18 protein-coding genes are annotated in these 24,677 nt (G+C 73.8%); 10 read left to right on the top strand and 8 right to left on the bottom strand.

Going from position 1 to position 24,677, the window contains the following annotated elements:
• Window positions 1-16: 16 nt before the first annotated feature.
• Window positions 17-973, bottom strand: coding sequence for a hypothetical protein (locus ACZ6B1_RS29620; RefSeq protein ID WP_468783322.1), 957 nt, complete (start codon window positions 971-973; stop codon window positions 17-19).
• Window positions 974-1,075: 102 nt separating this feature from the next.
• Here ACZ6B1_RS29620 and ACZ6B1_RS29615 point away from each other — a divergent pair, with 102 nt between their 5' ends.
• Window positions 1,076-1,612 (top strand): cysteine hydrolase family protein, encoded by a 537-nt coding sequence (locus ACZ6B1_RS29615; protein WP_468783320.1) that lies wholly within the window; start codon window positions 1,076-1,078, stop codon window positions 1,610-1,612.
• Between the two features lie 15 nt (window positions 1,613-1,627).
• On the opposite strand, the gene ACZ6B1_RS29610 is transcribed toward ACZ6B1_RS29615, so the two are convergent.
• Complete coding sequence (locus ACZ6B1_RS29610; RefSeq protein ID WP_468783318.1) at window positions 1,628-2,347, bottom strand: FAD binding domain-containing protein; 720 nt, start codon at window positions 2,345-2,347, stop codon at window positions 1,628-1,630.
• Between the two features lie 441 nt (window positions 2,348-2,788).
• On the opposite strand from ACZ6B1_RS29610, the gene ACZ6B1_RS29605 reads away from it, so the two are divergent.
• The 6 genes from ACZ6B1_RS29605 (at window position 2,789) to ACZ6B1_RS29580 (ending at window position 13,156) form a co-directional block, all read left to right on the top strand.
• Entirely contained in the window at window positions 2,789-5,404 is a 2,616-nt protein-coding gene (locus tag ACZ6B1_RS29605; RefSeq protein ID WP_468783316.1) for a Pls/PosA family non-ribosomal peptide synthetase, read from the top strand.
• The gene (locus tag ACZ6B1_RS29600) at window positions 5,401-8,664 is read left to right on the top strand and encodes a non-ribosomal peptide synthetase (RefSeq protein ID WP_468783314.1); all 3,264 of its coding nucleotides are present in this window, start codon (window positions 5,401-5,403) and stop codon (window positions 8,662-8,664) included. The genes ACZ6B1_RS29605 and ACZ6B1_RS29600 overlap by 4 nt, the downstream gene beginning before the upstream one ends.
• A gap of 41 nt (window positions 8,665-8,705) precedes the next feature.
• Window positions 8,706-9,710 (top strand): TauD/TfdA family dioxygenase, encoded by a 1,005-nt coding sequence (locus ACZ6B1_RS29595; protein WP_468783312.1) that lies wholly within the window; start codon window positions 8,706-8,708, stop codon window positions 9,708-9,710.
• Window positions 9,707-10,777, top strand: a complete 1,071-nt coding sequence (gene sbnB, locus ACZ6B1_RS29590) for a 2,3-diaminopropionate biosynthesis protein SbnB (protein WP_468783310.1) — start codon at window positions 9,707-9,709, stop codon at window positions 10,775-10,777. Before ACZ6B1_RS29595 ends, sbnB begins: the two co-directional genes overlap by 4 nt.
• A 32-nt stretch (window positions 10,778-10,809) precedes the next feature.
• Window positions 10,810-11,847, top strand: a complete 1,038-nt coding sequence (gene sbnA / locus ACZ6B1_RS29585; protein WP_468783308.1) for a 2,3-diaminopropionate biosynthesis protein SbnA — start codon at window positions 10,810-10,812, stop codon at window positions 11,845-11,847.
• A gap of 79 nt (window positions 11,848-11,926) precedes the next feature.
• A complete protein-coding gene (locus ACZ6B1_RS29580) occupies window positions 11,927-13,156 on the top strand; it encodes an FAD-dependent oxidoreductase (RefSeq protein ID WP_468783306.1) in 1,230 nt (409 codons plus the stop codon).
• A gap of 44 nt (window positions 13,157-13,200) precedes the next feature.
• Here the strand turns inward: ACZ6B1_RS29580 and ACZ6B1_RS29575 are convergent, their stop codons facing one another.
• On the bottom strand, window positions 13,201-13,632 hold the full coding sequence (locus tag ACZ6B1_RS29575) for a hypothetical protein (RefSeq protein ID WP_468783304.1): 432 nt from the start codon (window positions 13,630-13,632) through the stop codon (window positions 13,201-13,203).
• A 104-nt stretch (window positions 13,633-13,736) separates the two neighbouring features.
• On the opposite strand from ACZ6B1_RS29575, the gene ACZ6B1_RS29570 reads away from it, so the two are divergent.
• Together ACZ6B1_RS29570 and ACZ6B1_RS29565 are read left to right on the top strand one after the other, a co-directional pair.
• Window positions 13,737-16,958, top strand: coding sequence for a tetratricopeptide repeat protein (locus ACZ6B1_RS29570; protein WP_468783302.1), 3,222 nt, complete (start codon window positions 13,737-13,739; stop codon window positions 16,956-16,958).
• 69 nt (window positions 16,959-17,027) lie between these two features.
• Complete coding sequence (locus tag ACZ6B1_RS29565) at window positions 17,028-18,440, top strand: FAD-binding oxidoreductase (protein WP_468783300.1); 1,413 nt, start codon at window positions 17,028-17,030, stop codon at window positions 18,438-18,440.
• Window positions 18,441-18,473: 33 nt separating this feature from the next.
• Here the strand turns inward: ACZ6B1_RS29565 and ACZ6B1_RS29560 are convergent, their stop codons facing one another.
• The 5 genes from ACZ6B1_RS29560 to ACZ6B1_RS29540 all read right to left on the bottom strand — a co-directional run bounded on the left by ACZ6B1_RS29560 (window position 18,474) and on the right by ACZ6B1_RS29540 (window position 23,772).
• Window positions 18,474-19,040: a hypothetical protein gene (locus ACZ6B1_RS29560; protein WP_468783298.1), complete on the bottom strand. Its 567-nt coding sequence runs from the start codon at window positions 19,038-19,040 to the stop codon at window positions 18,474-18,476.
• Window positions 19,041-19,098: 58 nt separating this feature from the next.
• Window positions 19,099-20,931 (bottom strand): GMC family oxidoreductase, encoded by a 1,833-nt coding sequence (locus ACZ6B1_RS29555; protein WP_468783296.1) that lies wholly within the window; start codon window positions 20,929-20,931, stop codon window positions 19,099-19,101.
• On the bottom strand, window positions 20,928-22,355 hold the full coding sequence (locus tag ACZ6B1_RS29550) for a hypothetical protein (RefSeq protein ID WP_468783294.1): 1,428 nt from the start codon (window positions 22,353-22,355) through the stop codon (window positions 20,928-20,930). The genes ACZ6B1_RS29555 and ACZ6B1_RS29550 overlap by 4 nt, the downstream gene beginning before the upstream one ends.
• Complete coding sequence (locus tag ACZ6B1_RS29545) at window positions 22,352-23,038, bottom strand: FadR/GntR family transcriptional regulator (RefSeq protein WP_468783292.1); 687 nt, start codon at window positions 23,036-23,038, stop codon at window positions 22,352-22,354. The genes ACZ6B1_RS29550 and ACZ6B1_RS29545 overlap by 4 nt, the downstream gene beginning before the upstream one ends.
• A 137-nt stretch (window positions 23,039-23,175) precedes the next feature.
• Complete coding sequence (locus ACZ6B1_RS29540; RefSeq protein ID WP_468783290.1) at window positions 23,176-23,772, bottom strand: TetR/AcrR family transcriptional regulator; 597 nt, start codon at window positions 23,770-23,772, stop codon at window positions 23,176-23,178.
• 82 nt (window positions 23,773-23,854) lie between these two features.
• Here ACZ6B1_RS29540 and ACZ6B1_RS29535 point away from each other — a divergent pair, with 82 nt between their 5' ends.
• A complete protein-coding gene (locus tag ACZ6B1_RS29535) occupies window positions 23,855-24,646 on the top strand; it encodes an SDR family NAD(P)-dependent oxidoreductase (protein ID WP_468783288.1) in 792 nt (263 codons plus the stop codon).
• Window positions 24,647-24,677 lie beyond the last annotated feature (31 nt).

The raw sequence follows: 24,677 nt of genomic DNA, 5'->3' as shown, positions 1-24,677 counted from the left end.
CGGGCACGGGTGCCGGTCACATCCCGGCCGTCGCCTTGCGCCGCGCCTGCTCGAACTCGTGGACCGGGTCGCCGCCGGCCTCCCAGGGCCAGGCGGTGACGGTGCCGTCGAGCACCTCGAAGACCGCTCGGGCCTCCACCCGCCGGTCGGCGGCCAGCAACGCGTAGGCGAGGACGTTGAGATCGGCCGCAGCCGCGGCGTGGTTCAGGAACCCCGGCCGCACCCAGGTGTGGACGACACGGTCGAGGGCCTGGGCCGCCATGGCCTGGGACCAGTGGTTTCGCGCCACCAGCGCCTCGAACCCGCCCCGGTCGAGCACGGCTTGGTACTGCTGGACCTGGGCGGTGAGCTCCGTCCCCGCGCAGGGGGCGTTCGCGGGCATACGGGCCCGCAGGGTGTCCACGAACTCCAGGACCTGGATGCGTGATCCGGCCTCCTCGGGGTTCAGATAGCCCAGCATGCTCAGATAGGCCTCACGGTTCCAGCGGTCGCGCGCGAGCACCTCGTTCCACACCCCGAACACCCGGGGCTGCGCCCAGCGTTCCAGACGCGCCACCGCCAGGAGGGCGACCCAGGGGGTGGGATCCTCCGGTACGAGTTCGGCGGCCCGCAGACAGCGGTCCACGGTGCCGGCCGCGTCGTCCAGGCCGCCCCGCGTGCGGGCGTGGGCGACCTCGGTCCAGGCGTGCAGGACGAGTGCGTTCGCGTCGCGCGGCTCACGCGTGGCCCAGGACCGCGCCAGATGCGATCCGGCCAGGAAACCGCCCAGCACACTCATGCGGTGCGTCCGGCGGTCCCAGTCGCCCGGCTCCTGGTCCAGAAGCCGGGACAGTTGGGCGGCGCACAGGTCCGTCGTCGCGATCGTTCCGGTCCTCGTGGTCGCCAGCAGGGACTTCAGCAGCCTGCCCAGGTCCTGGTCGCCGAGCTCCGGCGCCAGGCGTGCCCCTCGGCGGCGACGCGATAGAAAAGCCATGGCCGGAGGCTAGAGGCGCTGGTGGATTACGCAAGGTGTTCGCCGAGATCGTTATCTGTCACCGACCGATTGGCCGCCCCCGCGGAGTGGAACTCTGCCGGCATGGGCAAGACCGCGCTGATCGTCATCGACATGATCAACACCTATGACCACAAGGACGCCGAGCTGCTGATCCCCTCGGTGACCTCCGTCGTGCCCGTGCTGACCGGCCTCCTGGGACGGGCCCGGCGCGAGGACGTGCCGGTGATCTACGTGAACGACAACTTCGGCGAGTGGCGCTCGCACCACGGCGAGCTGCTGGAGCACGCGCTGGCCGGGCCGCATGCCGACCTCGTCGAACCGTTGCGGCCCGACCGGAGCTCCCTGTTCGTGGTCAAGGCCCGCCATTCGATCTTCTTCGACACCCCGCTGACGTACCTGCTCCACCAGCAGGGGATCGAGCGGCTCGTGCTGTCCGGCCAGGTCACCGAGCAGTGCGTGCTCTACTCGTCCCTCGACGCCCACATCCGGCACTTCGACGTCGTGATCCCACGGGACGCGGTGGCGCACATCCACGCGGATCTGGCGGAGGCGGCACTGCGCATGATGGAGCGGAACATGGGGGCCCAGGTGTGCGACAGCCGGGAGCTGTGGGCCTGACCCCGGGCGTACCGCTCAGCGCCCCTCCGGCCGGTCCAGGAGGCCCGACACCTGCTCCCGGACGGCTTTCCAGGCCACCGGCGGAAGGCCGCCCAGGGGCGTCTCACGCAGCGCGCCGAGGGTGTCCCCGGCGCCGGCGCCCCGGTCGACGTCCTCGCTGAGCACGTCGTAGCCGGTGCGCACGGCGACGCGGAGGCGCGGCCCCCGCTCCCCGTCGTGCAGCGCGGAGGCGACGACCAGGGGCGGCGGGCCCCCGTCCGCGCCGGGGAACTTGCGGTACGCGGCGGCGAGCGGCTTCCGCCAGTGCACGCTCAGCAGCACCGCGCGTCCGGCCGCCACCTCGGCGAGACCGGTCTCCCGGACGCCGTCCGGGCCGAGCACCCTGGCGCGGGCGTCCAGGACGAGCGCGGGCGGGAGCAGACAGCGCAGGGTGCTGCCGAGGAGGTTGCCGCCGACCGTGGCCGCCCGGCGCACGGCTCCGGTACCCACCGTGGCGGCGGCGCGGCGCAGCACGTCCGGCACCCGTTCGTCGAGGCGGGCGAGGACCACGGCGGCGCCCAGCGCGTCGCCGCCGATCACATTGGCCTCAGGCAGTTCCCGCAGGGACATGGCCCGGGCGGGGAAGCCGTCCCGCTGCCAGGCGGCCCACACCAGGGTCGCCCCGCCGATCGGCACGGCTCCTTCGGCCAGGCACTCCTGCGCCTCGGACGCGGATGTGGGCAGACGCAGCAGCACGGTGGCCGACCCGCCTTCCTGGTGACGACTGGGCAGCCGGCGTGACGGTGCCGCGGTGTCCCGCGTGCCGGCACGGCGGAGTCTGCCCGCCCGGGCGGGGGCGCGTACAGGGCTCACACGAGCATGGACGCGTCGGCCGCACGAGGCGTGAGCGGCTTCGCGGGGCGCACCGGGGAGGGCCGGTCGGGTGATCCGCCGCGCAGCCCCCGGCCACCGGAGGGCCGGTAAATCCCGGTATCTAGGTCATTCGTAATAAACATGACCAACGCCGCGAAGTGGCAGCCTCACGGTGATCGACCGAAACTGAAGCTGGCGGTTCGTGATCAGGAATGACACGCCAAGAACCTCCGACGGCCCGGTCGGGCCGCATCCCGGTCCACTCGGACCGCGCACCGGCCGTGCCCCGCCGTCGGCTGTCCCAGAAGCCCTGCAGGAGATCGAATGGTGGAACAGTCCTCCGAGGTCCAGATAGCAGGACCGGACGAAGGCACGGTCACCAGTCGGAAGGACGCGGGTCCGGCGGGAGCGGACACCGAGAGGGAACTCGCCGTCGCGCTCGCCGACGTAGTGGGCACCGCGCACGTACCGGTGGACGGGCACTTCTTCACCGATCTCGGCGCCAACTCGCTGGTGATGGCCCAGTTCTGCGCACGGGTCAGGAAGAGGACCGATCTTCCCTCCCCGTCCATGAAGGACATCTACCGGTACCCCACGATCCGGAGCCTGGCGGCCGCTCTCACGGAGACCGCTCCCGAGGCCGCCTCTCCCACCGCCTCGTCACCGGCATCCCCCGCCGCACCGGTTCGTGTACCGCGTACGAGCAGCCGCAATCATGTCCTCTGCGGTTTCCTCCAGTTGCTGATTTTCCTGGTGTACTCCCTGGTCGCCGGATTCGTCATGGACCGCGGGTACCAGTGGATCGCGGCCGGCTCGGGAGCGGCCGACATCTACGTGCGGTCCCTGCTGTTCGGAGGCCTCGGGTTCATCGCACTGTGCGTGTTCCCCATCATCGCCAAATGGGTGCTCGTGGGCCGCTGGCGCCCGGGCGAGTTCCCGCTCTGGGGTCCCCGCTACCTGCGGTTCTGGTTCCTGAAGGTACTGCTGCACGCGAACCCGATGATCCTCTTCGTCGGGAACCCGCTGTACGTGCTGTACCTGCGGGCCCTCGGCGCGCGGATCGGCAAGGGGGTCACGATCCTCTCCCGCTCCGTGCCGGTCTGCACCGACCTGGTGACGATCGGCGCCGGTACGGTGATCCGCAAGGACTCGTTCCTCCTCGGCTACCGGGCTCATTCGGGGCGGATCCAGACAGGCCGCATCACCCTCGGCCAAGGTGTGTTCGTCGGTGAGAAGACCGTTCTGGACATCGACACGACAATGGGCGACGGCGCGCAGCTCGGCCACTCCTCGGCCCTGCACCGCGGCCAGGCGGTCCCGGACGGCGGGCGCTGGCACGGCTCACCGGCGGAGCCCGGCGGGACCGACTACGTGCGCGTCGAGCCGGCCGCGTGCGGGACCGTGCGCCGGGCCTGGTTCGGGTGCGTCACGGTGGCCCAGCTCCTCTTCCTGTACATCCCCCTGACCGTCGGCGGAATGTACATGCTCTTCACCGAGGTCCCGGCGCTCGGCAAGCGGCTGGACCCGCAGACGGCCGCACTGTCACGGCCCGAGCTGATCCCCGACGCGCTGCTGCTGTCCCTCGTGCTGTTCGGAGGCTTCCTGGTGGGCGGACTCCTGGTGCTGTACACAGTGCCGCGCCTGCTGAGGCTGGTGGTCAGGCCCGACCGGGTGTACCCGCTCTACGGATTCCACTACGCGGTGCACCGGGCGACGGCCCGGATGACGAACGTCAGGTTCTTCGCCTGGCTGTTCGGCGACAGTTCCTACATCGTGCACTATCTGCGCGGGCTCGGATACGACCTGTCGCACGTCGAGCAGACGGGTTCGAACTTCGGCACCGAGGTGCAGCACGAAACCCCGTTCCTGGTGTCCGTCGGCAGCGGCACGATGGTGGCCGACGGACTCTCCGTCCTGAACGCGGACTACTCCAGCACGTCGTTCCGGCTCTCCCGGGCGTCGATCGGGGCGCGCAACTTCCTGGGCAACAACATCGCGTATCCCGCCGGTGGCCGGACGGGTGAGAACTGCCTGCTGGCGACGAAGGTCATGGTGCCCCTGGACGGGGAGGTCAGGGAAGGCGTCGGGCTGCTCGGTTCGCCGTGCTTCGAGATTCCCCGGACGGTGGAGCGGGACGCGCGGTTCGACGACCTCAGGACCGGCGAGACACTGCGCCGGCGTCTCGCGGCGAAGAACCGCTACAACCTGCGCTCGATGGCCGTGATGCTGTTCGCCAGGTGGGTGCACGCCTTCGGGCTCACGCTGTTCGCCCTCGTCTCGGTCGACCTGTACGGCGCGACCGGGCAGGCGGTGATCGCCCTCTATCTGGCGGTCACGCTCGTCTTCACCACCGTCTACCACGTCCTGGTGGAACGCGTGATCATGAGGTTCCGCCGGCTGCGCCCGCGGTTGTGCTCCATCTACGACCCCGTCTTCTGGCGGCACGAGCGCCTGTGGAAGGTTCCGGACCGTCACCTCAACATCTTCAACGGCACCCCGTTCAAGAGCCTCGTCTGGCGCCTGATGGGCGTGCGCATCGGACGCAGGGTGTTCGACGACGGCTGCTACCTGACGGAGCGGACCCTCACCGTCATCGGCGACGACTGCACCCTGAACGCCGGGAGCAAGATCCAGTGCCACTCGCAGGAGGACGGCACCTTCAAGTCCGAGGGCACCACCCTCGGGGACGGCTGCACGCTGGGCGTCGGATCCCATGTGCACTACGGCGTCACGCTGGGTGAGGGCGCGGTACTGGAGGCCGACTCCTTCCTGATGAAGGGCGAGGAGGTCCCGCCGCACGCGCGGTGGGGCGGCAACCCCGCCGTGGACATGCCCGAGGCCGCCGGCCGGCCCGGCGACGGCGAACTCGAGGCAGCACCGTGGTCGGCCGGCGCCGCTTCGGTGACGGTGAACGGTGAGTCGAGGAAGGCCATTCGATGAGCGCGCACGTGGATGCGGACCGGGAGTTCTGGAGCCGTGTGCTGACCGCCGGCGGTTCCACCGCGGTGCCGCGGTGGGTCCGGGAACCGGTGCCGGGAACGGCGGAGCACGAGACGGCCGTACCGGACGACGTCGCCGAGGCGGTGCGCGGCCTCGCCGAGCGGTGCGGGGCGCCGGCCGGCGCGCTGCTCCTGGCGGCGCACGCCAAGGTGCTGGCGGCCCTCTCCGGCGAGCGGGACGTGGTGACGGGGTACGCAGCCGGCGCGCGCGGCGAGCCGCTGCCCTGCCGTCTCACCGTCCCCGAGGGATCCTGGCGGGACCTGGTGACCGCCGCCCTGCGGGCCGAGGCGGAGGTACGGGAGCACCGGGAGTTCCCGGTGGCGGAACTGCGGCGGGAACTGGGGCTGACCGAGCCCTCGTACGAGATCGTGCTCGGACCCCCGGACGCCGGGGACGGGTTCGCCGACGAGGGCGTGCTGCAGGTGCGGTGGGCCGACCGGGACGGGCGGCCGGTGCTGCGGCTGCGCCACCGCACGGATGTGCTGGACGCCGCCTGCGCGCGGCGGATCGCCGGTTACCACGTGACGGCGCTGCGGCTGATGACGGCCGACGTGGACGCCGAGCACGCGCGGCAGAGCCTGCTGGGCGACGACGAGGTGCGTGAGCAGCTCGAAGGGTTCGCCGGGCCGCACCGTCCGCTGCCGGACGCGCGGGCGCACGAGCTGTTCGAGCGGCGGGCCCGGGAGCATCCGCGGGCCGTCGCGGCGGTGCAGGGCGACCGGGAGTGGAGCTACGGCGAACTCAACGCGCGGGCCAACCGGCTGGCCCGGGCCCTGCTGGCCCGGGGGGTCGGCCGCGAGGACGTGGTCGCCGTGGTCACCGAGCGCGACCTCGACTGGCTGGCCGCGACCCTGGCGGTGTTCAAGGCGGGGGGCGTGTACCTGCCGATCGAGCCGCACTTCCCCGCCGGCCGGATCGCGGCGACCCTGTCCCGGGCCGGCTGCCGGCTGGTGCTGACCGAGTCCGGCAGCACCGGCACCCTCGACGAGGCGCTGGTCACCCTCACGGACACCGCGAAGCTGCTGGTCGAGGAGGCCTACGCCGAGCCGCACGCCGACGACGACCTCGGGGTGCGGGTCGACCCCGGACAGCTCGCCTACATCTACTTCACCTCCGGCTCCACCGGCGAGCCGAAGGGAGCGATGTGCGAACACGCGGGGATGCTCAACCACCTCTTCGCCAAGATCGACGACCTGGGGATCGGCGAGGGCTCGGTGGTGGCGCAGACGGCTCCGCAGTGCTTCGACATCTCGCTGTGGCAACTGGTGTCCGCGCTGCTGGTGGGCGGGCGGACGCTGCTGGTCCCGCAGGACGTGATCGTGGACGTGGAGCGGTTCGTCGACACGCTGGCCGGGGGCCGGGCCACCGTGGCGCAGGTCGTGCCCTCGTACCTGGAGGTCGTGGTCGCGTATCTGGAGCGGCACCCCCGCGCGCTTCCCGATCTGCGCCGTGTGTCGGTGACCGGTGAGGCGCTGAAACGGGAGCTGGTCCAGCGGTGGTTCGCGAGCCGGCCGGGGATCGGGCTGGTCAACGCGTACGGCCTGACGGAGACCTCGGACGACACCAACCACGAGGTCATGGACCGGGTGCCCGAGCGGGTGCTGCTGGGCCGCGCGGTCAACAACGTCCGCGTCCACGTCGTGGACGAGCGGCTGGCGCTGGTCCCGATGGGCGCCCCGGGCCTGATCGCGTTCTCCGGCGTCTGCGTGGGCCGGGGATACGTCAACGACCCGGAGCGCACCCGGGAGGCGTACCGCGAGGACCCGTACCGGCCGGGTGAGCGGCTCTACCTGGGCGGCGACTGGGGGCGCTGGCACCCGGACGGCAAACTGGAGTTCCTGGGCCGCCGGGACAACCAGGTCAAGATCCGCGGGTTCCGGATCGAGATCGGCGAGATCGAGAACACGCTGCTGCGGGTGTCCGGGGTGCGGGACGCCGCGGTGGTCGTCGCCGAGCAGGGCGGCGGGGGCAAGCACCTGATCGCCTACTACACGGGTGAGCGCCGGCCCGTGGAGACGCTGCGGGAGTCGCTGGGTGGCGTGCTGCCCGGATACATGGTGCCCTCGGCCTTCCACTGGCAGCCGGAACTGCCGCTGACCGCCAACGGCAAGACCGACCGCAAGGCGCTCACCGCGCTGGCCGAGCAGACGCCGGAACCCGCGGCGGGCGACGGAGCCGAGGAGCGTGACGGTGCCCCGCTCACCCCGACCGAGCGGAAACTGGCGGGCGCCTGGGCCGAGTTGCTCGGCGTGCCCGAGCACCGGATCGGCCGGACGGACCACTTCTTCGACTCCGGCGGCACCTCCCTGACGGCGGTCCGGCTCACCATCGCGCTCGACCGCGCGGTGTCCCTGAAGGACATCACCCGGCACCCGGTCCTCGCCGACCTCGCGGCCCTGCTCGACGGCGCGGGCCGGCGGCGCACCGAACTGCTCCAGCCGCTGTCGCGGGCGGCCGGTACCGCGGAGTGCGCGCTGATCTGCTTCCCCTACGCGGGCGGCAACGCCGTCAACTACCAGCCGATGGCGAGTGTGCTGGCGGGCAGCGGCCTGCCGGTCCTCGCGGTCGACCTGCCCGGCCACGACCTGTCCGACCGTCCCGAGCCGTTCGCCTCGATCACGCGGGTGGCGGAGCGGGTCGCCGACGAGATCGCCGCGCGCGGTCTGACCCGGGTCATGATCTGGGGCCACTCGTCGGGCGCCGCGCCGGCCGTGGAGACGGCCAGGCGGCTCGAGGAGCGCGGGGTGGACGTGACCCGGGTGTTCCTCGGCGCACAGTTGCTGGGCACCGCCGACGAGCGGCGGGCCGCAGCCGAGGAGCTGAGCGGCCGGAGCGACGCCGAGATCGCCGCCCGGCTGACCTCGGACAGCGGCTACACCGAACTCGCCGAGCTGAACGACCGGCACGCCGGGCACATCGGTGCCGCCTACCGGCACGACTGCGTGTCCGCGCACCGCTACTTCCGCGACGCGCTGCAGAGCCCGCCGCCGGTGCGGCTGGCCGCTCCGGTCTCGGTGGTCGTCGCCGCCGACGACCCGCACACCGCCGGGCACGCCGACCGCCACCGGGACTGGCTGCTGCTGGCCGACCGCGTGGAGCTGCACGAACTCCCCGACGGGGGCCACTACTTCCCGCGCACACGGCCGGCCGAGGCGGCGCGGGCCGTCCTGACCGCCGTGGCGCCCCTGGCCCCTTCCTGAACCTCGCCGAGCCCGCAGCCGGGCAACGAAAGGATTCCCAGATGTCCTCCTCACCTCTGGCCACCTCGCTCGACGTGGAGCCCCGGCCGGACAGTCCCGCCATCCTGCGCGTCGACTCCCCCGGTGACGCGGCGAGTTGGGCGGCCGAGCACCGAGAGGCGCTGCGCGCGCAGGTCACCGAGCACGGGGCGCTCCTCATCCGCGGCCTGCGACTGCGGGACGCGGACGGGGCCGGAGCCGTCTTCGCGAAGCTGGCCGGCGCCCTCATGACGGAGCGGGAGGCGTTCGCCCCCCGGGAGCCTCTCGGCCCGGGGCTGTACTCCTCGACGGCCTGGCCGGCCAACCAGCCGATGTGTATGCACCACGAGCTGAGTTACACGCTGGAGGTGCCCGGCCTGATGCTGTTCGCGTGCCTGACCGCGCCCGACGAGGGCGGTGCGACGGCGGTGGCCGACGCCGAGGAGGTGCTCAGGGCGCTGCCCGCCGGTCTGACCGAGCGGTTCGAGCGCGAGGGCTGGCTGCTGACCCGCAGCTACAACGACGAGATCGGGGCCTCACTCGCGGAGTCGTTCGGCACCGAGGACCGTGCCGAGATCGAACGCCACTGCCGTTCGCACGCCATCGGCTTCCACTGGCAGCCGGACGGTTCGCTGCGCACCGAGCAGCGCCGCAGCGCCGTGGTGCGGCACCCGCTGACCGGCAGGCGCTGCTGGTTCAACCAGATCGCGTTCCTCAACGAGTGGACACTCGCCCCGGAGGTGCGCGAGTACCTCGTGGACGAGTACGGCGCGGACGGCCTGCCGTTCAACACCCGCTACGGCGACGGCACCCCGATCGGCGAGGACGTCGTCCAGCTGCTCAACGCGACGTACGAGAAGCACACCAGGCGTGCGCCCTGGCAGGCCGGTGACCTGCTGCTCGTGGACAACATCCGCACCGCGCACAGCAGGGAGCCCTTCACCGGTGAGCGGCAGGTGGTGGTCGGCATGGCCGAGCCGCAGCGCCTGGCCGACGGCTGCCCGACCCCGGAGGCGAGTGAGCGATGACCCATCTTCTGTCGACCGGGACCCAGCCGGCCGAGCCCGTCCCGGCCACCGTGCCGACGTTCGCGGTGATCTCCGGCGAACAGGTGCAGCAGGCGCTCGGCGGCCGCGAGAAACAGATCGTGGAGCTGGTCGAGGCCACCTACCGGCTGCACGGCGCCGGGGACTCGGTGAACCCGCCGTCGTACTTCCTGCGCTTCCCCGACCGGCCCACCTCCCGGATCATCGCGCTGCCGGCCTCCATCGGCGGCTCGGTGCACGTGGACGGCGTGAAGTGGATCTCCAGCTTCCCCGAGAACGTGAGTGCCGGGCTGCCCCGGGCCTCCGCGGTGCTCATCCTCAACGACCACGACACGGGCTACCCGTTCGCGTGCATGGAGAGCTCCATCATCAGCGCCACCAGGACCGCGGCGTCCGCCGCGCTGGCGGCCGACTGGCTCAGCCGCACCCGTACCCGGCCCACCCGCGTGGGCTTCTTCGGCACCGGCCTGATCGCCCGGTACATCCACACCTTCCTGGCCGGCGCCGGCTGGGCGTTCGACTCGATCGGCGTGCACGACGTGTCCCCCGACAGCGCGGCCGGCTTCAGCGGCTATCTGCGCGGGACCGGCACCGCGGCGCGGGTCACCGTCCACGACAGCGCCGAGGCGCTCGTCCGCTCCAGCGACCTCGTGGTCTTCGCCACCGTCGCCGGCCGGCCGCACGTCACGTCGCCGGCCTGGTTCGACCACAACCCCGTGGTGCTGCACGTGTCGCTGCGCGACCTCGCGCCCGAGATCCTGCTCGGCGCGGCCAACTTCGTCGACGACGTCGACCACTGCCTCAAGGCCGACACCTCCCCCCACCTGGTCGAGCAGCGCACCGGCAGCCGCGACTTCCTGAACGGCACCCTCTACGACGTGATGCTCGGACGGGCCGCGCCGCCGCCGGACGAGCCGGTGATCTTCTCGCCCTTCGGTCTCGGCGTCCTCGATCTCGCCGTCGGAAAGTACGTCTACGACGAAGTGGCCAGGGCGGGGAACCTCCGCCTCGTCGACGACTTCTTCCACGACCTGCGTCGGTACGGCTGAGGCCAGCCTCAGCCGGGACCAGGAGGCCCGCCGTGCCCGTCATTTCCTCCCCCAACGCCTTCAACGAAGGCGACCTCTTCGTCGACCTGGAGTCGATCTTCGGGTGCCCCCTCTACCTGAAATGCGAGGGCTTCAACTTCGCCGGCTCCATCAAGCTGAAGGCCGCGAACGAGATGGTGGAGAGCGCCGAGCGGGACGGGGTCCTCAAGCCGGACTCCGTCCTCGTGGAGTCCTCGTCGGGGAACCTGGGCGTGGCGCTCAGCATGATCGCCGCGAGCAAGGGTTACCGGTTCCTGTGCGTCACGGACGCCCGCTGCAACCTGTCGACCAGGCTGCTGATGGAGGCCCTGGGCAGCCAGGTGCACGTGGTGGCCGACCTGGACGCCAACGGCGGCTTCCTCGGCACCCGCCTGGAGTACGTCCGGTCGCTGTGCGAGTCCGACGACCGGTATGTGTGGCTGAGCCAGTACACCAACGCGGGCAACTGGCGGGCGCACTACCGGACCACCGGGCCGGAGATCGCCAGTCACTTCCCGCGTCTGGACGTGCTGTTCGTCGGTGCGGGCACCACCGGGACCCTGATGGGCTGCGCGCGCTTCTTCCGGCAGTGGCACCGCCCGGTGCGGATCGTCGCGGTGGACAGCGTGGGCTCGGTGGCCTTCGGCGGGGAGCCGGGCCGCCGGATGATCCCCGGGCTGGGCATGAGCATGCGCCCGCCGCTGCTGGACGAGTCCTATGTGGACGAGGTGATCCGGGTGGAGGAGGCCGACACCATCCGCACCTGTCACCGCATGGCCCGGCGCGGCTTCCTGTTCGGCGGCTCCACCGGCACGGTGGTCAGCGGGGCGACCGACTGGCTGGCCGAGCACGACACCGGCGGCATCACCGCGGTGGCCGTCGCGCCCGACCTCGGCGAGCGCTACCTCGACACCATCTACCAGACCAACTGGCTGCAGGATCTGTACGGCGAGCACATACTCGACCCGGTCCGGGACCCGGTCCAGGTGGACGGCGCCTCTCAGGAGGTCGGCTCCGCCGGCCGCTCGCCGGGGCGCCGCCGGAGGCGTTAGGACGCGCGCCGCGCCCCCGTCGAGGAGTACAGTATTCATCACCCGATGAATTAATGTTCTCCGGAGAGGCGGGGGCGTGATGGAGCGGACCACTTGCTGCGTGGTGGGAGGCGGTCCCGCCGGCATGGTGCTCGCCCTGCTGCTGGCGCGGGCGGGTGTCGACGTCACGGTGCTGGAGAAGCACGGCGACTTCCTCCGTGACTTCCGCGGCGACACCGTGCACCCCTCGACCCTGGCACTGCTGGACGACCTGGGGCTGGCCGAGCGCTTCGCCCGGCTGCCGCAGCGCAGGGTGCGCACCGTCCAGCTGCCCGTGGGCGGCGGGCGTTCGCCGGTCACCGTCGCCGATCTCTCGGTGCTGCGCGGCCCGTACAACTACGTGGCGATGGTCCCCCAGTGGGACCTGCTAGACCTGCTGGCGGCCGAGGCCCGGCGGGAGGCCGGCTTCCACCTGCGGATGAACACCGAGGCGACCGGCCTGCTGACCGAGGGCGGCCGGGTGACCGGGGTGCGCTACCGCACCGCCGACGGCCGCCGCGGCGAACTGCGCGCCGTGCTCACCGTCGCCTGCGACGGCCGCGGCTCCCTGGCGCGCGGCCGGCCGGAACTGGGGCTGCGCCGCTTCGTCTGCCCGATGGACGCCTGGTGGTTCCGGCTGCCGCGCCGGGAGGGCGACCCGAGCGGACTGGTCGGTGGCGCCGGGGACCGTTTCCTCACCGCGATGATCGACCGAGGTCACTACTGGCAGTGCGCGGCGCTCATCCGCAAGGGCACCGACCGCCGGCGCCGGGCGGCCGGCCTGGACCGGTTCCGGGCCGACTTCGGCGCCGCCGTGCCGTGGATCGCGGACCGCACCGGGGCTCTCGGCTCATGGGACGAGGTCAAGCTCCTCGACGTGCGTCTGGACCGGCTGCGCCGCTGGCACCGGCCGGGATTGCTGTGCATCGGCGACGCCGCGCACGCGATGTCCCCGGTCTTCGGCATCGGCATCAACCTCGCCGTCGAGGACGCCGTGGCCGCCGCGCGGTATCTGGCCGCCCCGCTGCGACGCGGGTCCGTGGGGCTCCGCGACGTCCGCAGGGTGCAGCGCCGGCGCCGCCCCACGACGGTCGCCACCCAGGCGCTGCAGCGGGCGGCCCACGCCCGGTTCGTCGCCCCGGTGCTGGAGGGACGGCCGCCGCTCGGCAGCGCGGCGCGCGCCCGGCGCCTCGCCGCACTGGTCACCGGATCGCGGCTCGGCCGGCTCCCGGCGTACTTCATCGGGTACGGCGCGCTGCGGGAGCGCCCGCCGGAGGCGGCGGTACGGTAGCCGCCGTCCGCGGACGGTCCCGCCGCACCGCGGGCCGCCGGACGTCAGATCCGGCCGCCGGTGAAGCGGGTGATCGGCCCCTGGGTGCGGCGGCCCGAGCGGCGGCCCGCCGCGTAGGACGCGACGCCCACCGCGGTCACGCCGGCGCTCACGCCCGCGGCCACGATCTTGCGGTGGGCGAGGACCGTCCACGCGGTCGTCGCCACCGTGGCGACCCGGCCCGAGGCCACGACGGCGGCCCGCCGTCCCGCTTCGACGCCCTTGGCCGCCGCGCTCACCGTGCCGGCCATGCCGTCGGCGGCACGCCCGGTGGCCTTCTTCGCGGCTGACGCTCCGTCACCGGCCGCGGCCTCGGCCTTCTTTGCCGCGCCGGAGGCCGGCGCCGTCGCCTTGGCGGCGGTGCGACGGGCCGCCGAGGCGGCCGCGCGCTTCTTGTCCTGCGTCTGCTGGCTCGTGCCCTTGTTCGGTTCACTCATGGAATGCGGCTTGCCCCTCACGGGGCCCGCAAACGTGGCCGCGTGCCGGGACGGTGCGGGGGTGGGGCCGCTCACCGGGCGGTAGCCTGCTCGTGAGGACAGTCATGGCCGATGAGGTGTGTATCCGGCTCCTCGGCGGTTTCGCCGTGGCGGTCGAGGACCGCCCGGTGGCCACCGGGGCATGGCGGCTGCGCAAGGCCCGGACCCTGCTCAAGCTGCTCTGCCTGGCACCGGGCCACCGGCTGCACCGGGAACGGCTCTACGACCTGCTGTGGCCGGACCTCGACGTCACGGCCGCGTCGAACAATCTCCACCAGGTGCTGCACGCCGTGCGGCGCGCGCTGGCCTCCGCCGGGGCGCGGGCCGAGATCGTCGTGCTGCGCGACGACATGGTGCTGCTCGGGCCGGACGGCGGTGTGCGCGTCGACCTGGACCGGCTCGACGAGGCCATCCGGAGGGCCGCGTCCGGCGGCACGGCGGTGGACTGCCGTGCCGCTCTCGACCTGGCCGACGCCGAGCTGCTGCCCGAGGACCGCTACGAGACCTGGGTGGCCGAGGCCGCCGGGGCGCTGGAGACCCGGCTCACGGCCGTCCGGCTGGGGCTGGCCGAGGCGCTCGAGCGGGATCACCGCACGGCCGAGGCGGTCGAGGTGCTGCGGGCCCTGGTCGCCCGGGACCCCCTGGACGAGCCCGGACTGCGGGCCCTGATGCGGACCCTGGCCGAGTCAGGACAGCGCCGGGAGGCTCTGGCGGCGTACGAGCGTCTGCGCGACACGCTCCACAGGGACACCGGTGCCGACCCCGACCCGCAGACCCGCCGCCTCTACCGGGATCTGCTCGCCGACTCAGTGGACCCCGGCGAGCGGCCCGCGGACGGCCGGCGGGGCCGGCTGCCGACGCCGGCGACCGGACTCGTGGGGCGGGAGCGGGAGATCGCCGAGGTACGGAGGCTGCTCGGGCGCGGCGGGCTGCTCACCCTCACCGGGGCCGGCGGCTGCGGCAAGACCCGGCTGGCCCTCGCCGTGGCGGACCGGAGCGGCGACGGGTTCCGGGACGGGGCGTGGTTCGTGGACCTCTCCGCGCTGACCGAGCCGGACCTGGTCCCCGAGGCCGTCGCCGCCGTGCTCGCGCTGCAGCTCCCTCCGTCCGGCAGGGCCCGGGAGGCCTTGCTGGAACAGCTCGGCAACCGGCGGACGCTGCTGGTCCTGGACAACTGCGAGCACCTGGTCGACGCGTGTGCCGCCCTGGTCTCGCAGATCATCGCCCGCTGCCCGGGTGTCGCCGTGCTCGCCACCAGCCGGGAGCCGCTGCGCAGTTACGGCGAGCGCACCTTCCGGGTGCCGTCGCTCGGGCTGCCGGATCCGCGGCGGCTGCCGCCCGTCGAGGAACTGGCCCGCTTCGCCTCCGTACGGCTGTTCGTGGACCGGGCCGCCGACGCGGCACCGGGGTTCCGGCTGACCGGGCGGAACGCGGCGGCCGTGGCGCAGATCTGCTTCCGGCTCGACGGCATGCCCCTGGCCCTGGAACTGGCGGCGGCCCGGGTGCACTTGCTGGCCCCGGACCAGATCGCCGAACGGCTCGACGACGCGCTCGCCCTGCTCAGCCGGGGCAGCCGGCACGGCGTGACCCGGCAGCAGACGCTGCTGGCCACCCTGGAGTGGAGCCACCGGCTGCTCGACGGCGAGGAGCAGTGCCTGTTCCGCAGGCTCGCGGTCTTCACGGGCGGCTTCTCGCTCGCGGCGGCCGAGGACGTCTGCGCGGACGGCGTTCCGGCCGGCTCGGTGCTGGACCTCCTCGGCCGGCTGGCCGACAAGTCCCTGGTGTGCGTGGAACCCGGGCCGCACGAGGCCCGGTACCGGCTGCTGGAGACGATCCGGCAGTACGCCGCCGAACTCCTGCGCGGCAGCGGCGAATCGGCCGGGGTCGAGGACCGGCACCGGCAGTTCTACCTACGGCTCGCCGAGGCGCGGGACCGTGAGCCGGCCACCGGCTCCGCCGGTGCGACCTCACTGGAGCTGGAGGCGGACTACGGCAATCTCCGGGCCGCCCTGCGCTCGTTCCTGCGCCACCGGCCGGAGAGCGGGCTGCGGCTGGCGGTGGCGCTGCGCTCGTTCTGGCCCGAGCGCGGACGGCTCGCCGAGGGCAGGCGCTGGCTGGACGACGCGCTGGCCGCCGCGCCCGAGCCCACCCCGCAGCGGGCGAAGGCCCTGATGGGCCGGGCCGTGCTGGCGATCCGGCTCGGTGACGGCTCGCCGCTGGAGGACATCGCCGCCGAGATCGTCGGCATCCAGCAGCGGCAGCCGGACCGGGCGGCCCTGGCGTACGCCTGCTTCCAGCAGGCGATCCTGCTGTGGATGCGCGGTGCCTGGGACCGGGCCCGCGGCGCGCTCGACCGGGCCCGGTCGCTCGCCCTGGACGCGGACGAGCCGTCGGTCCTCGCCGCCGTCGCGCACCTCGACGCCGTGTGGGCGGTCTGCCGGGGCGAGGGCGCGGCGGCCGGCCGGGCCTGCGCGGAGAGTCTGCGGCTGCTGGACGGGGCCGGGGGCCGAAACGGCCCGTTCTTCCCGGTGATGACGCCGGGTTACACCGTCGAGGGCGACGGTACCGGCCAGGTGTCGGTGTTCTTCGAGGAGACGGTGCTCAGCGGCCGCACGGTCGGCTCGGCCCGGGCCCGGGGCCACGTGCTGACGACCCTCGCCTGGGCCGACCGGCTCGCGGGCGACAAGGACGCCGCCACCAAGGCGGCGGAACGCGGCGCCGAGTGCTTCCGTACGCTCGCCGACGAGCACGGCGAGTCCCTGGCCCTCAACACACTGGGCAACATCCACCGCCGCGGCGGCGACCAGGACACGGCGCGGAAGTACCTGGAGACGGCCCTGGCGATCAGGCGCCGGCTCGGCGACCGCCGGGAGGAGGGCATCACGCTCGGCTGTCTGGGCCTGCTGCACCTGGCCACCGGTGACACCGAGAGCGCGCGGGCCACACTGGCCAGCGCGCTGGCCGGTTTCGAGGAGACCGACGACCTGCCCGGCACCACCAACACCCTGCTCCACCTCGGGCTCGCGGCCCGGGCCGCGGGTGACCCGGTACGGGCCCGTACGCTGCTGACCCGCGCCCGGCGCCTGGAGCGGGTACCCGGTTCGGTGCCCGCCGCGGGATGGGTCGAGCTGATGCTGGCGCGGCTGCTGGAGCAGGCGGGCGAGCGGGAGGCCGCCGCCGCTTCGGCCGCCCGCGCCGCGGCCCACTTCGCCCGCCTCGGTGACCGGCGCGGACCCGATGTGACAGGTGGCCCGGTGCCGCCGCCGACGGCTCAAAGCGGCTGCTGAGTGGTTGCTAAGAGGCGCTGCCTACGGTCATGGATGTCAGCACAAGCACTCGTGACCGAGGAGCCGACCATGTCGATCGACACGGCACGGGGCGTCCTGGGGGACGCCACCATCGCCGAACTTGAGGCAGGCCTGCGCGGCACCGTCGTCCGCCCCGGCGACGCCGCCTACGACGAGGCGCGGGCGGTCTGGAACGCCGCGCACGACAAGCGGCCGGCGCTCGTCGTGCGCTGCGCCGGCACCGCCGACGTGATCCGTGCCGTCGAGTTCGCCCGCAGCCAGGACCTGCTCGTCGCCGTGCGCGGCGGCGCGCACAGCATCGCCGGGTTCTCCACCTGCGACGGCGGCATCGTCATCGACCTGTCGCCGATGAAGGGGGCCGTCGTCGACCCGGTGCGCCGGCGGGTCGTCGCCCAGGCGGGGATGACCTGGGGCGACCTCGACCACGAGACGCAGGCCTTCGGCCTCGCCGTGACCGGCGGGCTGGTCTCCTCCACCGGCATCTCCGGGTTCACGCTCGGCGGCGGGGTGGGCTGGCTGGTGCGCCGCCACGGGCTGGCCTCCGACAACCTGACGGCGGCCGAGGTCGTCACCGCCGAGGGCCGCGTGGTCCGCGCGGACGCCGAGCAGAACTCCGAGCTGTTCTGGGCGCTGCGCGGGGGCGGCGGCAACTTCGGTGTCGTCACCTCGCTGGAGTACCGGCTGCACCCGGTCGGGCCCCAGGTGCTGGGCGGGCTGACCTTCTACCCCCTCGACCAGGCCCGGCAGGTGGTCACCGGCTGGCGCGACCTGAGCCGCGGCATGCCCGACGAGCTGACGACCATGGCCGTCCTGACGACTGCGCCCCCGGTGCCGTTCCTGCCACCGGAGGTGCACGGCACCCGCGTGGTGGCGCTGGCCGGCATGTACGCGGGCGACCCGGCGGCCGGCGAGGCGGCCGTCGGCCCGCTGCGCACCCTGGGGACGCCCATCGCCGACCTCATGGGCCCGATGCCGTACACGGGCATGCAGTCACTGCTCGACCCGATGTGGACGCCCGGAGCGCACAACTACTTCACGTCGGCGTTCATCGAGCCGTCCGACGACGCCCTCGACGCGGTGCTGCGGCACCATCTCACCACCCCCACGCCCTTCAGCGAGATACATCTGCACCAGCTCGGCGGAGCCTTCGCCCGGGTCCCGGCCGAGGCCACGGCGTTCAGCCGGCGCGCGCCGGGCGTGCTGTGCAACGTGATCGCGCGGTCCCCCGACGCGACGGGCTTCGACGCGCACGTCGCCTGGGCCCGCGCGACCCGTGAGGACATCGCACGGCACGGCGACGGCTCGATGTACGTGAACTTCACCGGGGACGCCGCCGAGGACCGGGTGCGGGCCTCGTACCCCGGCGCGGTGCACGAACGGCTGGTGCGGGTGAAGGACGCCTACGACCCGACCAACCTGTTCCGGCTCAACCAGAACATCCGCCCCTCGGCGGCGGCCTGACAAGGCGGGTGGCGAGGCGCCGGGCGGGGTCCCTCACCCGCCCGGCGCCTCGCGTCGCTCCGGCGCGCAGGCCGCCGCCTCGGCGCGCCGCACCCTGGCCATCAGGCGGTCCCGCCTCCTGGGCCACCAGATCAGCTCCAGCGCCACCAGGACGACCACCAGCCACGACACCAGGGCCTCCCGCGCCGTCCCGGCCACGGTGTCGTACCCGGCGAGGGCCAGCGCCACCGCGGCCAACAGCGCCATCACCCATCCCCGGAGCCGGTCCCGCTCAGCGGTGACGCGCAGCACCTCGGCGTAGCGGACGACATCGGGCGCGAGCCGGGGGTCCCGGACGGTCTCGCCGCGCCGGGTGGCCCGTACCACCGCCGCCCGGTCCGCCGGGTCGAGGTCCGCGCCGGCGGGCCAGACCCTGCTCATCCGCCGCGCCACGCGCACGCCGTGCAGCGGGGTCAGCACCAGAAGGACGACGGCGGCGGCCGCCCAGGATCCCGACTCGACGAGGACGAACAGGCCGAAGAGGACACCCGCGGCAAGCCCGGCGCCCAGCGCCCTGCGCACCGGGCCCCCTTGCCACACCCAGCCGGGAACGAGAACCACCCGCCCATGCTGACGATCACCGGTACCCCGGGCAACCACCGCGCCCGCGAGTCGCCCCTCAGGCCCCCGTGTGCGCCTCCGCGATCGCCAGGGCCGCCGCCATGATGCTCAGCTGGGGGTTCACCTGCGGGCAGCTCGGCAGCACCGAGGCGTCGGCGACCAGGACCCCGTGCACTCCGCGGAGCCGGCCCCGCGGGTCCACCGGGAAGATCCGGGGATTCGCGCCCGCCGCGACCGTGCCGGTGGGGTGGTACGCCGACAGGTGGAGCTGCCGTGCCGTCGTACGGGCGAGCACGGCGTCCAGTTCGGCCGGGCGGTGGACGCGGGGTGTGCCGGGGATGCCGGTGAGCACCTCCTCGGCGCCCGCCGCGAACAGCAGCTCCCCCATGGCCCGCACGGCCCGCGTCAGCCGGTCGGCGTCGCGGCGGTCCAGGTCGTAGCGGAGCAGGGTGCGGTCCCGGCCCAGGACCCGGCCGGAGGGACGGTCGGCGATCATCGCGCCGAGCGTGGCGAGCCGGTCGGCGCCCTCGAGTTCGCGGCGCAGCTCGCCGCCCAGTCCGGGGAGGACGAAGGAGCCCATGCCGGGCGGGGTGGCGGTGGCCTCGATGAGGATGCCGTCGGCGTGGTGTTCCTCCACGCCGACGCTCTGCAGCACGCCCTCCCACGCGGTGACCGGTTCGGCGAACCGTCCGGCGACGCTCGTCGCCGGGTGGACGCTGAGGTTGCGGCCGAGGCGGGGGTGCCGGCCGAGTCCGGAGCGGCGCAGCAGCGGCGGGGACTGCAGCGCGCCGGCCGCCACGACGACCAGCGGCGCGAGGATCTCGAACGCACCGTCCGCCCGGCGCACGCGGACGCCGGCCGCGCGGGGGCCGCCGGGGCGGTCGGGGTCGACGAGGACGCGTTCGACCCGGGCGCCGGTGACGATCCGGGCCCCGGCGGCGCAGGCCTCGGGCAGCACGGAGAGCTGCACGCTCTGTTTGGCGCCGGTCGGACAGCCCACCACGCACTGGCAGGAGCCCCGGCAACCGGGCGCGTTGCGGCGCAACGGCGCGGCATGCCAGCCGAGTTCACGCGCACCGGCGAGGGTGAGCCGGCCGTTGTTCCCCAGCACGTCGGTGGGCTGGCCCGCCACCTTCAGGGTGCGCTCGACCTCGTCCAGGTGCCGCTCGAAGCCGTCGGCGAGCGTGAAGCCCAGGTCTTGGCTCCAGTGGGCGAGGACATGGCCCGGAGTGCGGTAGCAGGTGCCGGAGTTGACGACCGTGGTGCCGCCGACGGCCCGGCCCACCGGCAGCAGCAGCGGTGGGCGGCCCACGGCGAGGGTGGCTCCGCCGTCCCGGTAGAGCCGGGTGAACCGGTCGAGGGGCGCGCTCCTGCCGAAGGACGCGGTGGAGTGGTGCCGGCCTTCTTCGAGGACGACGACGTCGAGTCCGGCGCGCGCCAGGGTCCGTGCGGCCATCGCCCCGCCCGCGCCGGAGCCGACGACCACGGCGTCGGCACGGGACCGCGCGGGCCAGTCGGCCGCGGGTGTCAGGTCGAGCGGCGGGTCCTCGCGGGCGGGGCCGCGCGGAGCGGGGCCGTCCTGGAGCATGCGCTCGGTTCCGGCCGCCAGGAGGACGGGCACCTTGAGGACGTCCAGGAGCGGCAGGAGGGCGGGCCGTGCGCCCAGTTCGTCCAGTACGGACTGCCTCTCGGGTACGCCGAGCGTGTCCAGGGTGCGTCCGGTGCGCGCCACGGCGTAGGCGTCGACGGCGCTCGCCGCCGCCCGCAGTCCGGCCCGGGCGGGCAGCGGCATCGTCGAGAGGACCGTGCGTAGCCTGCCGGGGACGCGCCGGGGCCAGTCGGCGGTGCCGTCGTCGGCGATGAGGGCGGACACCAGACCGGTGAGGCTCATCGGGTGCCCACCTCCGCGTGAGCCGTGCCGTCGAGCGTCCACTCCCCCTCGGTGCGCCAGCCACCGGGCCACCACCGCTCCAGCAGCACGTGCGCGTCGGCGCGTTCGCTGTTGCGGCAGGTCGCTCGGCCGCCGTCGGGGTCGGTGTAGTCAAGGGCGAGGGTGCGATCCGGGGGCTGGGTGACCTCGACCCGGATGCGGCGCAGGCCGCTGCGGCCGGTGACCGTCCAGGCGGGCAGGGCGAGGCCGGCCCGGAACCGGCCCGCTCCGGCCCAGCCGACGGCCGCCCGTTCGGGGCGGCGGGGCCAGGTGCGGCCGGACCGGCGCAGCCGCAGGAAGACCAGCGGCGGGAGCCTGCGCAGACCCGGGCGTGTGGAGACGGCGGCGACGATCTCCAGGACGTCCCCGCCGCCGAGGTCGGCGTGCAGCCAGGCCCAGCGGCGGGCGTTGCCGTGACCGTAGATCCGGGCGGAGGCACCGGGGGCCGCGGTGAGCTTCAGGGTCGTGCCGTCGTGGGTGAAGGTGCCGTGGTAGGCGGCGCGGGCGGCGGGGAGCATCTGGGCGGCCGGCAGCAGGGGCCGGCGCCAGGACCAGCGCGGGAAGGTGAACAGCGGCTCGTCCGTGGGGAGTTCGGTGAGGTCCCAGCTCAGTGCTCCGTCCTCGGCCGTACCGGTCAGGCGTCCCGGTGCGGCCGTGACCCCGGCGGCGTCGAAGCCGGATGTTCCGGGTGTCCACGCGGCGGGGCCGAAGCGGGCGTGCCGCACCGGGCCGTCCTTGGGGAACACCGCGGCCCAGCCGTGCGCGTAGGGCTCGGATCCGTCGGCGGGCGCGGTCAGTTCGTGGTGCAGCCACAGTCCGCTGCCGCTGTCCGGGTCGGTGAGGGTGGTGTACCAGACCTCGGTACGGCCGGGCTCGCCGCGCCAGCGGGGCGCGAGGAAGGCACCGGGCTTCTCGGGCCGGGGGAAGCGGAAGCTCGCCAGGAACGGCCGGAGCTGGGTGGCGAGCGGGAAGCGGAGGGTGCCGGTGCCGATCCGCCGTCCGTCCTCGAGGAGGGTGTAGGGCAGCACGGTCATCGAGGCCAGGGGCCTCAGCGCGGTGACCGACTTCCAGCCGTCGAGGGTGAGCCGGCGGCCGCCGGCGCTGAACGCCAGACGGTAGTGGATGCGGCGGCGGGCCACCGGCGAGATCTCCAACTCGCCCTCGGCGTCCGGATCGTCGGCCCAGCCGGCCACCCGCATCCGCCCGGTGGCGCGGGCCTCCGTCGTGCCGAGGGGCCGCAGCAGGCGGTCCGCGCGGACCGTCAGGTCGAGGCGGATCCGGCGGGTGCGGTCCTCGCCGTCGAGCCGCAGCGTGCCGAGCATCGTCTCGGCGAAGGCGGTGCCGCGGGCGGGGGCGCCGAAGCGGCCGCGGTTGCCGTTGCTCATGCGAGGCCCTCCAGCATGATCCGTTCGGTCGCCGTCAGATACCGCTCGGCCGCGCTCCGGGCACCGGCCCGGTCACCGGCCACGACGGCCTCGACCACCGGCGCCAGGCGTTCGCGGGCCACTCGGGCGTCGGTGAACGGGCCGCTGAGCGCGGCGCGGACCGGCAGGTAGGCGTTGAAGAGGGTGTTGGTCAGCAGGACGTAGACGCGGTTGCCGGTGGCCCGGGCGAGAGCCCGGTGGACCTCGATGTCCGCGAGCTGTACGGCGTCGGTGTCCGCCGCCTCCGCCACCGCCGCGAGCAGGTCGCGCAGTTCGGCCCGCTCCCGGCCGCCGGCCCGGGCGGCGGCCCGCTCGGCGATCAACGCCCCGACGCCGCGCCGTACTTCGAAGACCTCGCGGATCCAGTCGGGGCTGTGCCGGACGAGCATCGGCAGCAGGTCGGCGCCGCCGAGGCGCAGGTAGTCCCGCACCCGGGTGCCCACGCCGTGCCGGGTCTCCAGCAGGCCGGCCTGGGTCAGGCGTCCGAAGGCGTGCTTGAGGGTGGTGCGCGTGACGCCGTAGCCGTCGGCGAGGGTGCGTTCGGGCGGCAGGTAACTGCCCGCCGGACGGCGCCCGGTGAGGATGTCCTCCCGCAGCCGGCCCTCCAGCACGTCGACGATGGTCTCCCGGGGCAGTGCCTCCACGCGTCCTCCCAGTGGCTCAGTGGATGAGCCACTCAACCAACGCGAGCGCGCGGCGTCAATGGCTGCGGCACGACGGGCTGGAGTTCCGGCCGCCCCTCAACTCACCTCTCGGAAAGCGGGCGTGGCGTTCGGTCAGGTCACGGGGTCGCGCGCCCCGCCGACGGGCCGACGGCCCCGCGCACGAGGAGGAGCAGGGCGTCGGCGAGGTCGTCCGCGGGGCTGCCGGTGGCCAGTCGGCGCAGTTGCAGGCCCATCACCAGGGCGACGGTGGTGGCCGCCAGGCGTTCGGCCTCCGGGACGCCCAGCGCGGTGAGGATCTGGGTGGCGAGCCGGTCGTAGGCCCGGAACGCCTCCGCCGCCGACTCCCTGAGCCGTTCGTCGCGCCCGGCGTGCAGGTACAGCTCGAACGGGGCGAGATGGGCGCTGTCGAGCGCCGCGCCGCAGGCGACCTGGCCGGCGAGGGAGGCCGCGTCCGCGATGTCGAGGCCGTCCGTCTGGCACTGGTCGGCCAGCTCGGTGAAGTGCCGCGCCTCCTCGCGGACGAAGTGCAGCAGGCTCTCCCGCAGCAGATCGTGCTGGGTCTCGAAGTGGTACGTGACCGAGCCGAGCGAGACTCCCGCCTCCCTGGCGATCCGCCGGTTGGTCACGGCCGCGACCCCGTCCTCGCCGATGATCCGCAGGACGGCGGTGATGATGCGCTGGCGCGTCGGGCCGGAGGGGGCGTCGTTCGGCATGCCCCGCATTGTTCCACCAGTGGACAGGACCTCCCCTCCTGCCTATTGTTCGTTCGAACGAACAAGACCTTGGAGGATGGCCGTGCGCATTGCTGGGGCAACTGTTCTGCTGACCGGGGTCACCGGCGGGATCGGCGGCTCGCTCGCCGCGGAGCTGTCCGCGCGCGGCGCGCGGCTCGTCCTCACCGGCCGGCGGCGCGAGGCGCTGGAGCCCCTGGCTGAGCGGTACGGCGCGCGCATGATCCTGGCCGACCTCGGCGACGCCGACGACGTGGCGCGCCTCGCCGAGGAGGCCGCCGGTACGGACATCCTGCTCGCCAACGCGGCACTTCCCTCCAGCGGCGACCTGCTCGACTACACGCCGGAGCAGATCGACCGGGCGCTCGCGGTGAACCTGCGTGCGCCCGCGATGCTCGCCCGGCTACTCGCCCCCGCCATGGTGACCGGCCGACGCGGCCACATCTGCTTCGTCGGCTCGCTGTCGGGGGTGGCGGCGACCCGGTCGTCGTCGCTGTACAACGCCACGAAGTTCGGGCTGCGCGGCTTCTCCCTCGCCCTGCGCCAGGACCTGCACGGCACGGGTGTAGGCGTCTCGGTCGTGCAGCCCGGTTTCGTACGTGAGCTGGGGATGTTCGCCAACACGGGCTCGCCCACGCCTGGCGGTGTCCGCACGGTGGCGCCGGGGAAGGTCGTCAGGGGCGTGGTCCGGGCGATCGAGCGCGATGTCGCGGAGATCAACGTGGCACCGCTCGAACTGCGCCTCCTGACGAGGGTCGCGTCGCAGTTCCCGGGGTTCGCGGAGCGGGTGCAGCGGCTGGCGGGGGCGGAGCGGACACTGGACACGATCGTGACGGCGCAGCGCGCGAGCCGCTGAGCGGGGCCGGTGGCGGCGGGCGCCGGGGCGT

The organism is Streptomyces sp. NPDC041129, from assembly GCF_055592265.1.
Note: the sequence above shows the minus strand (reverse complement) of the source record. Positions and strands in the feature narration are given on the sequence as shown.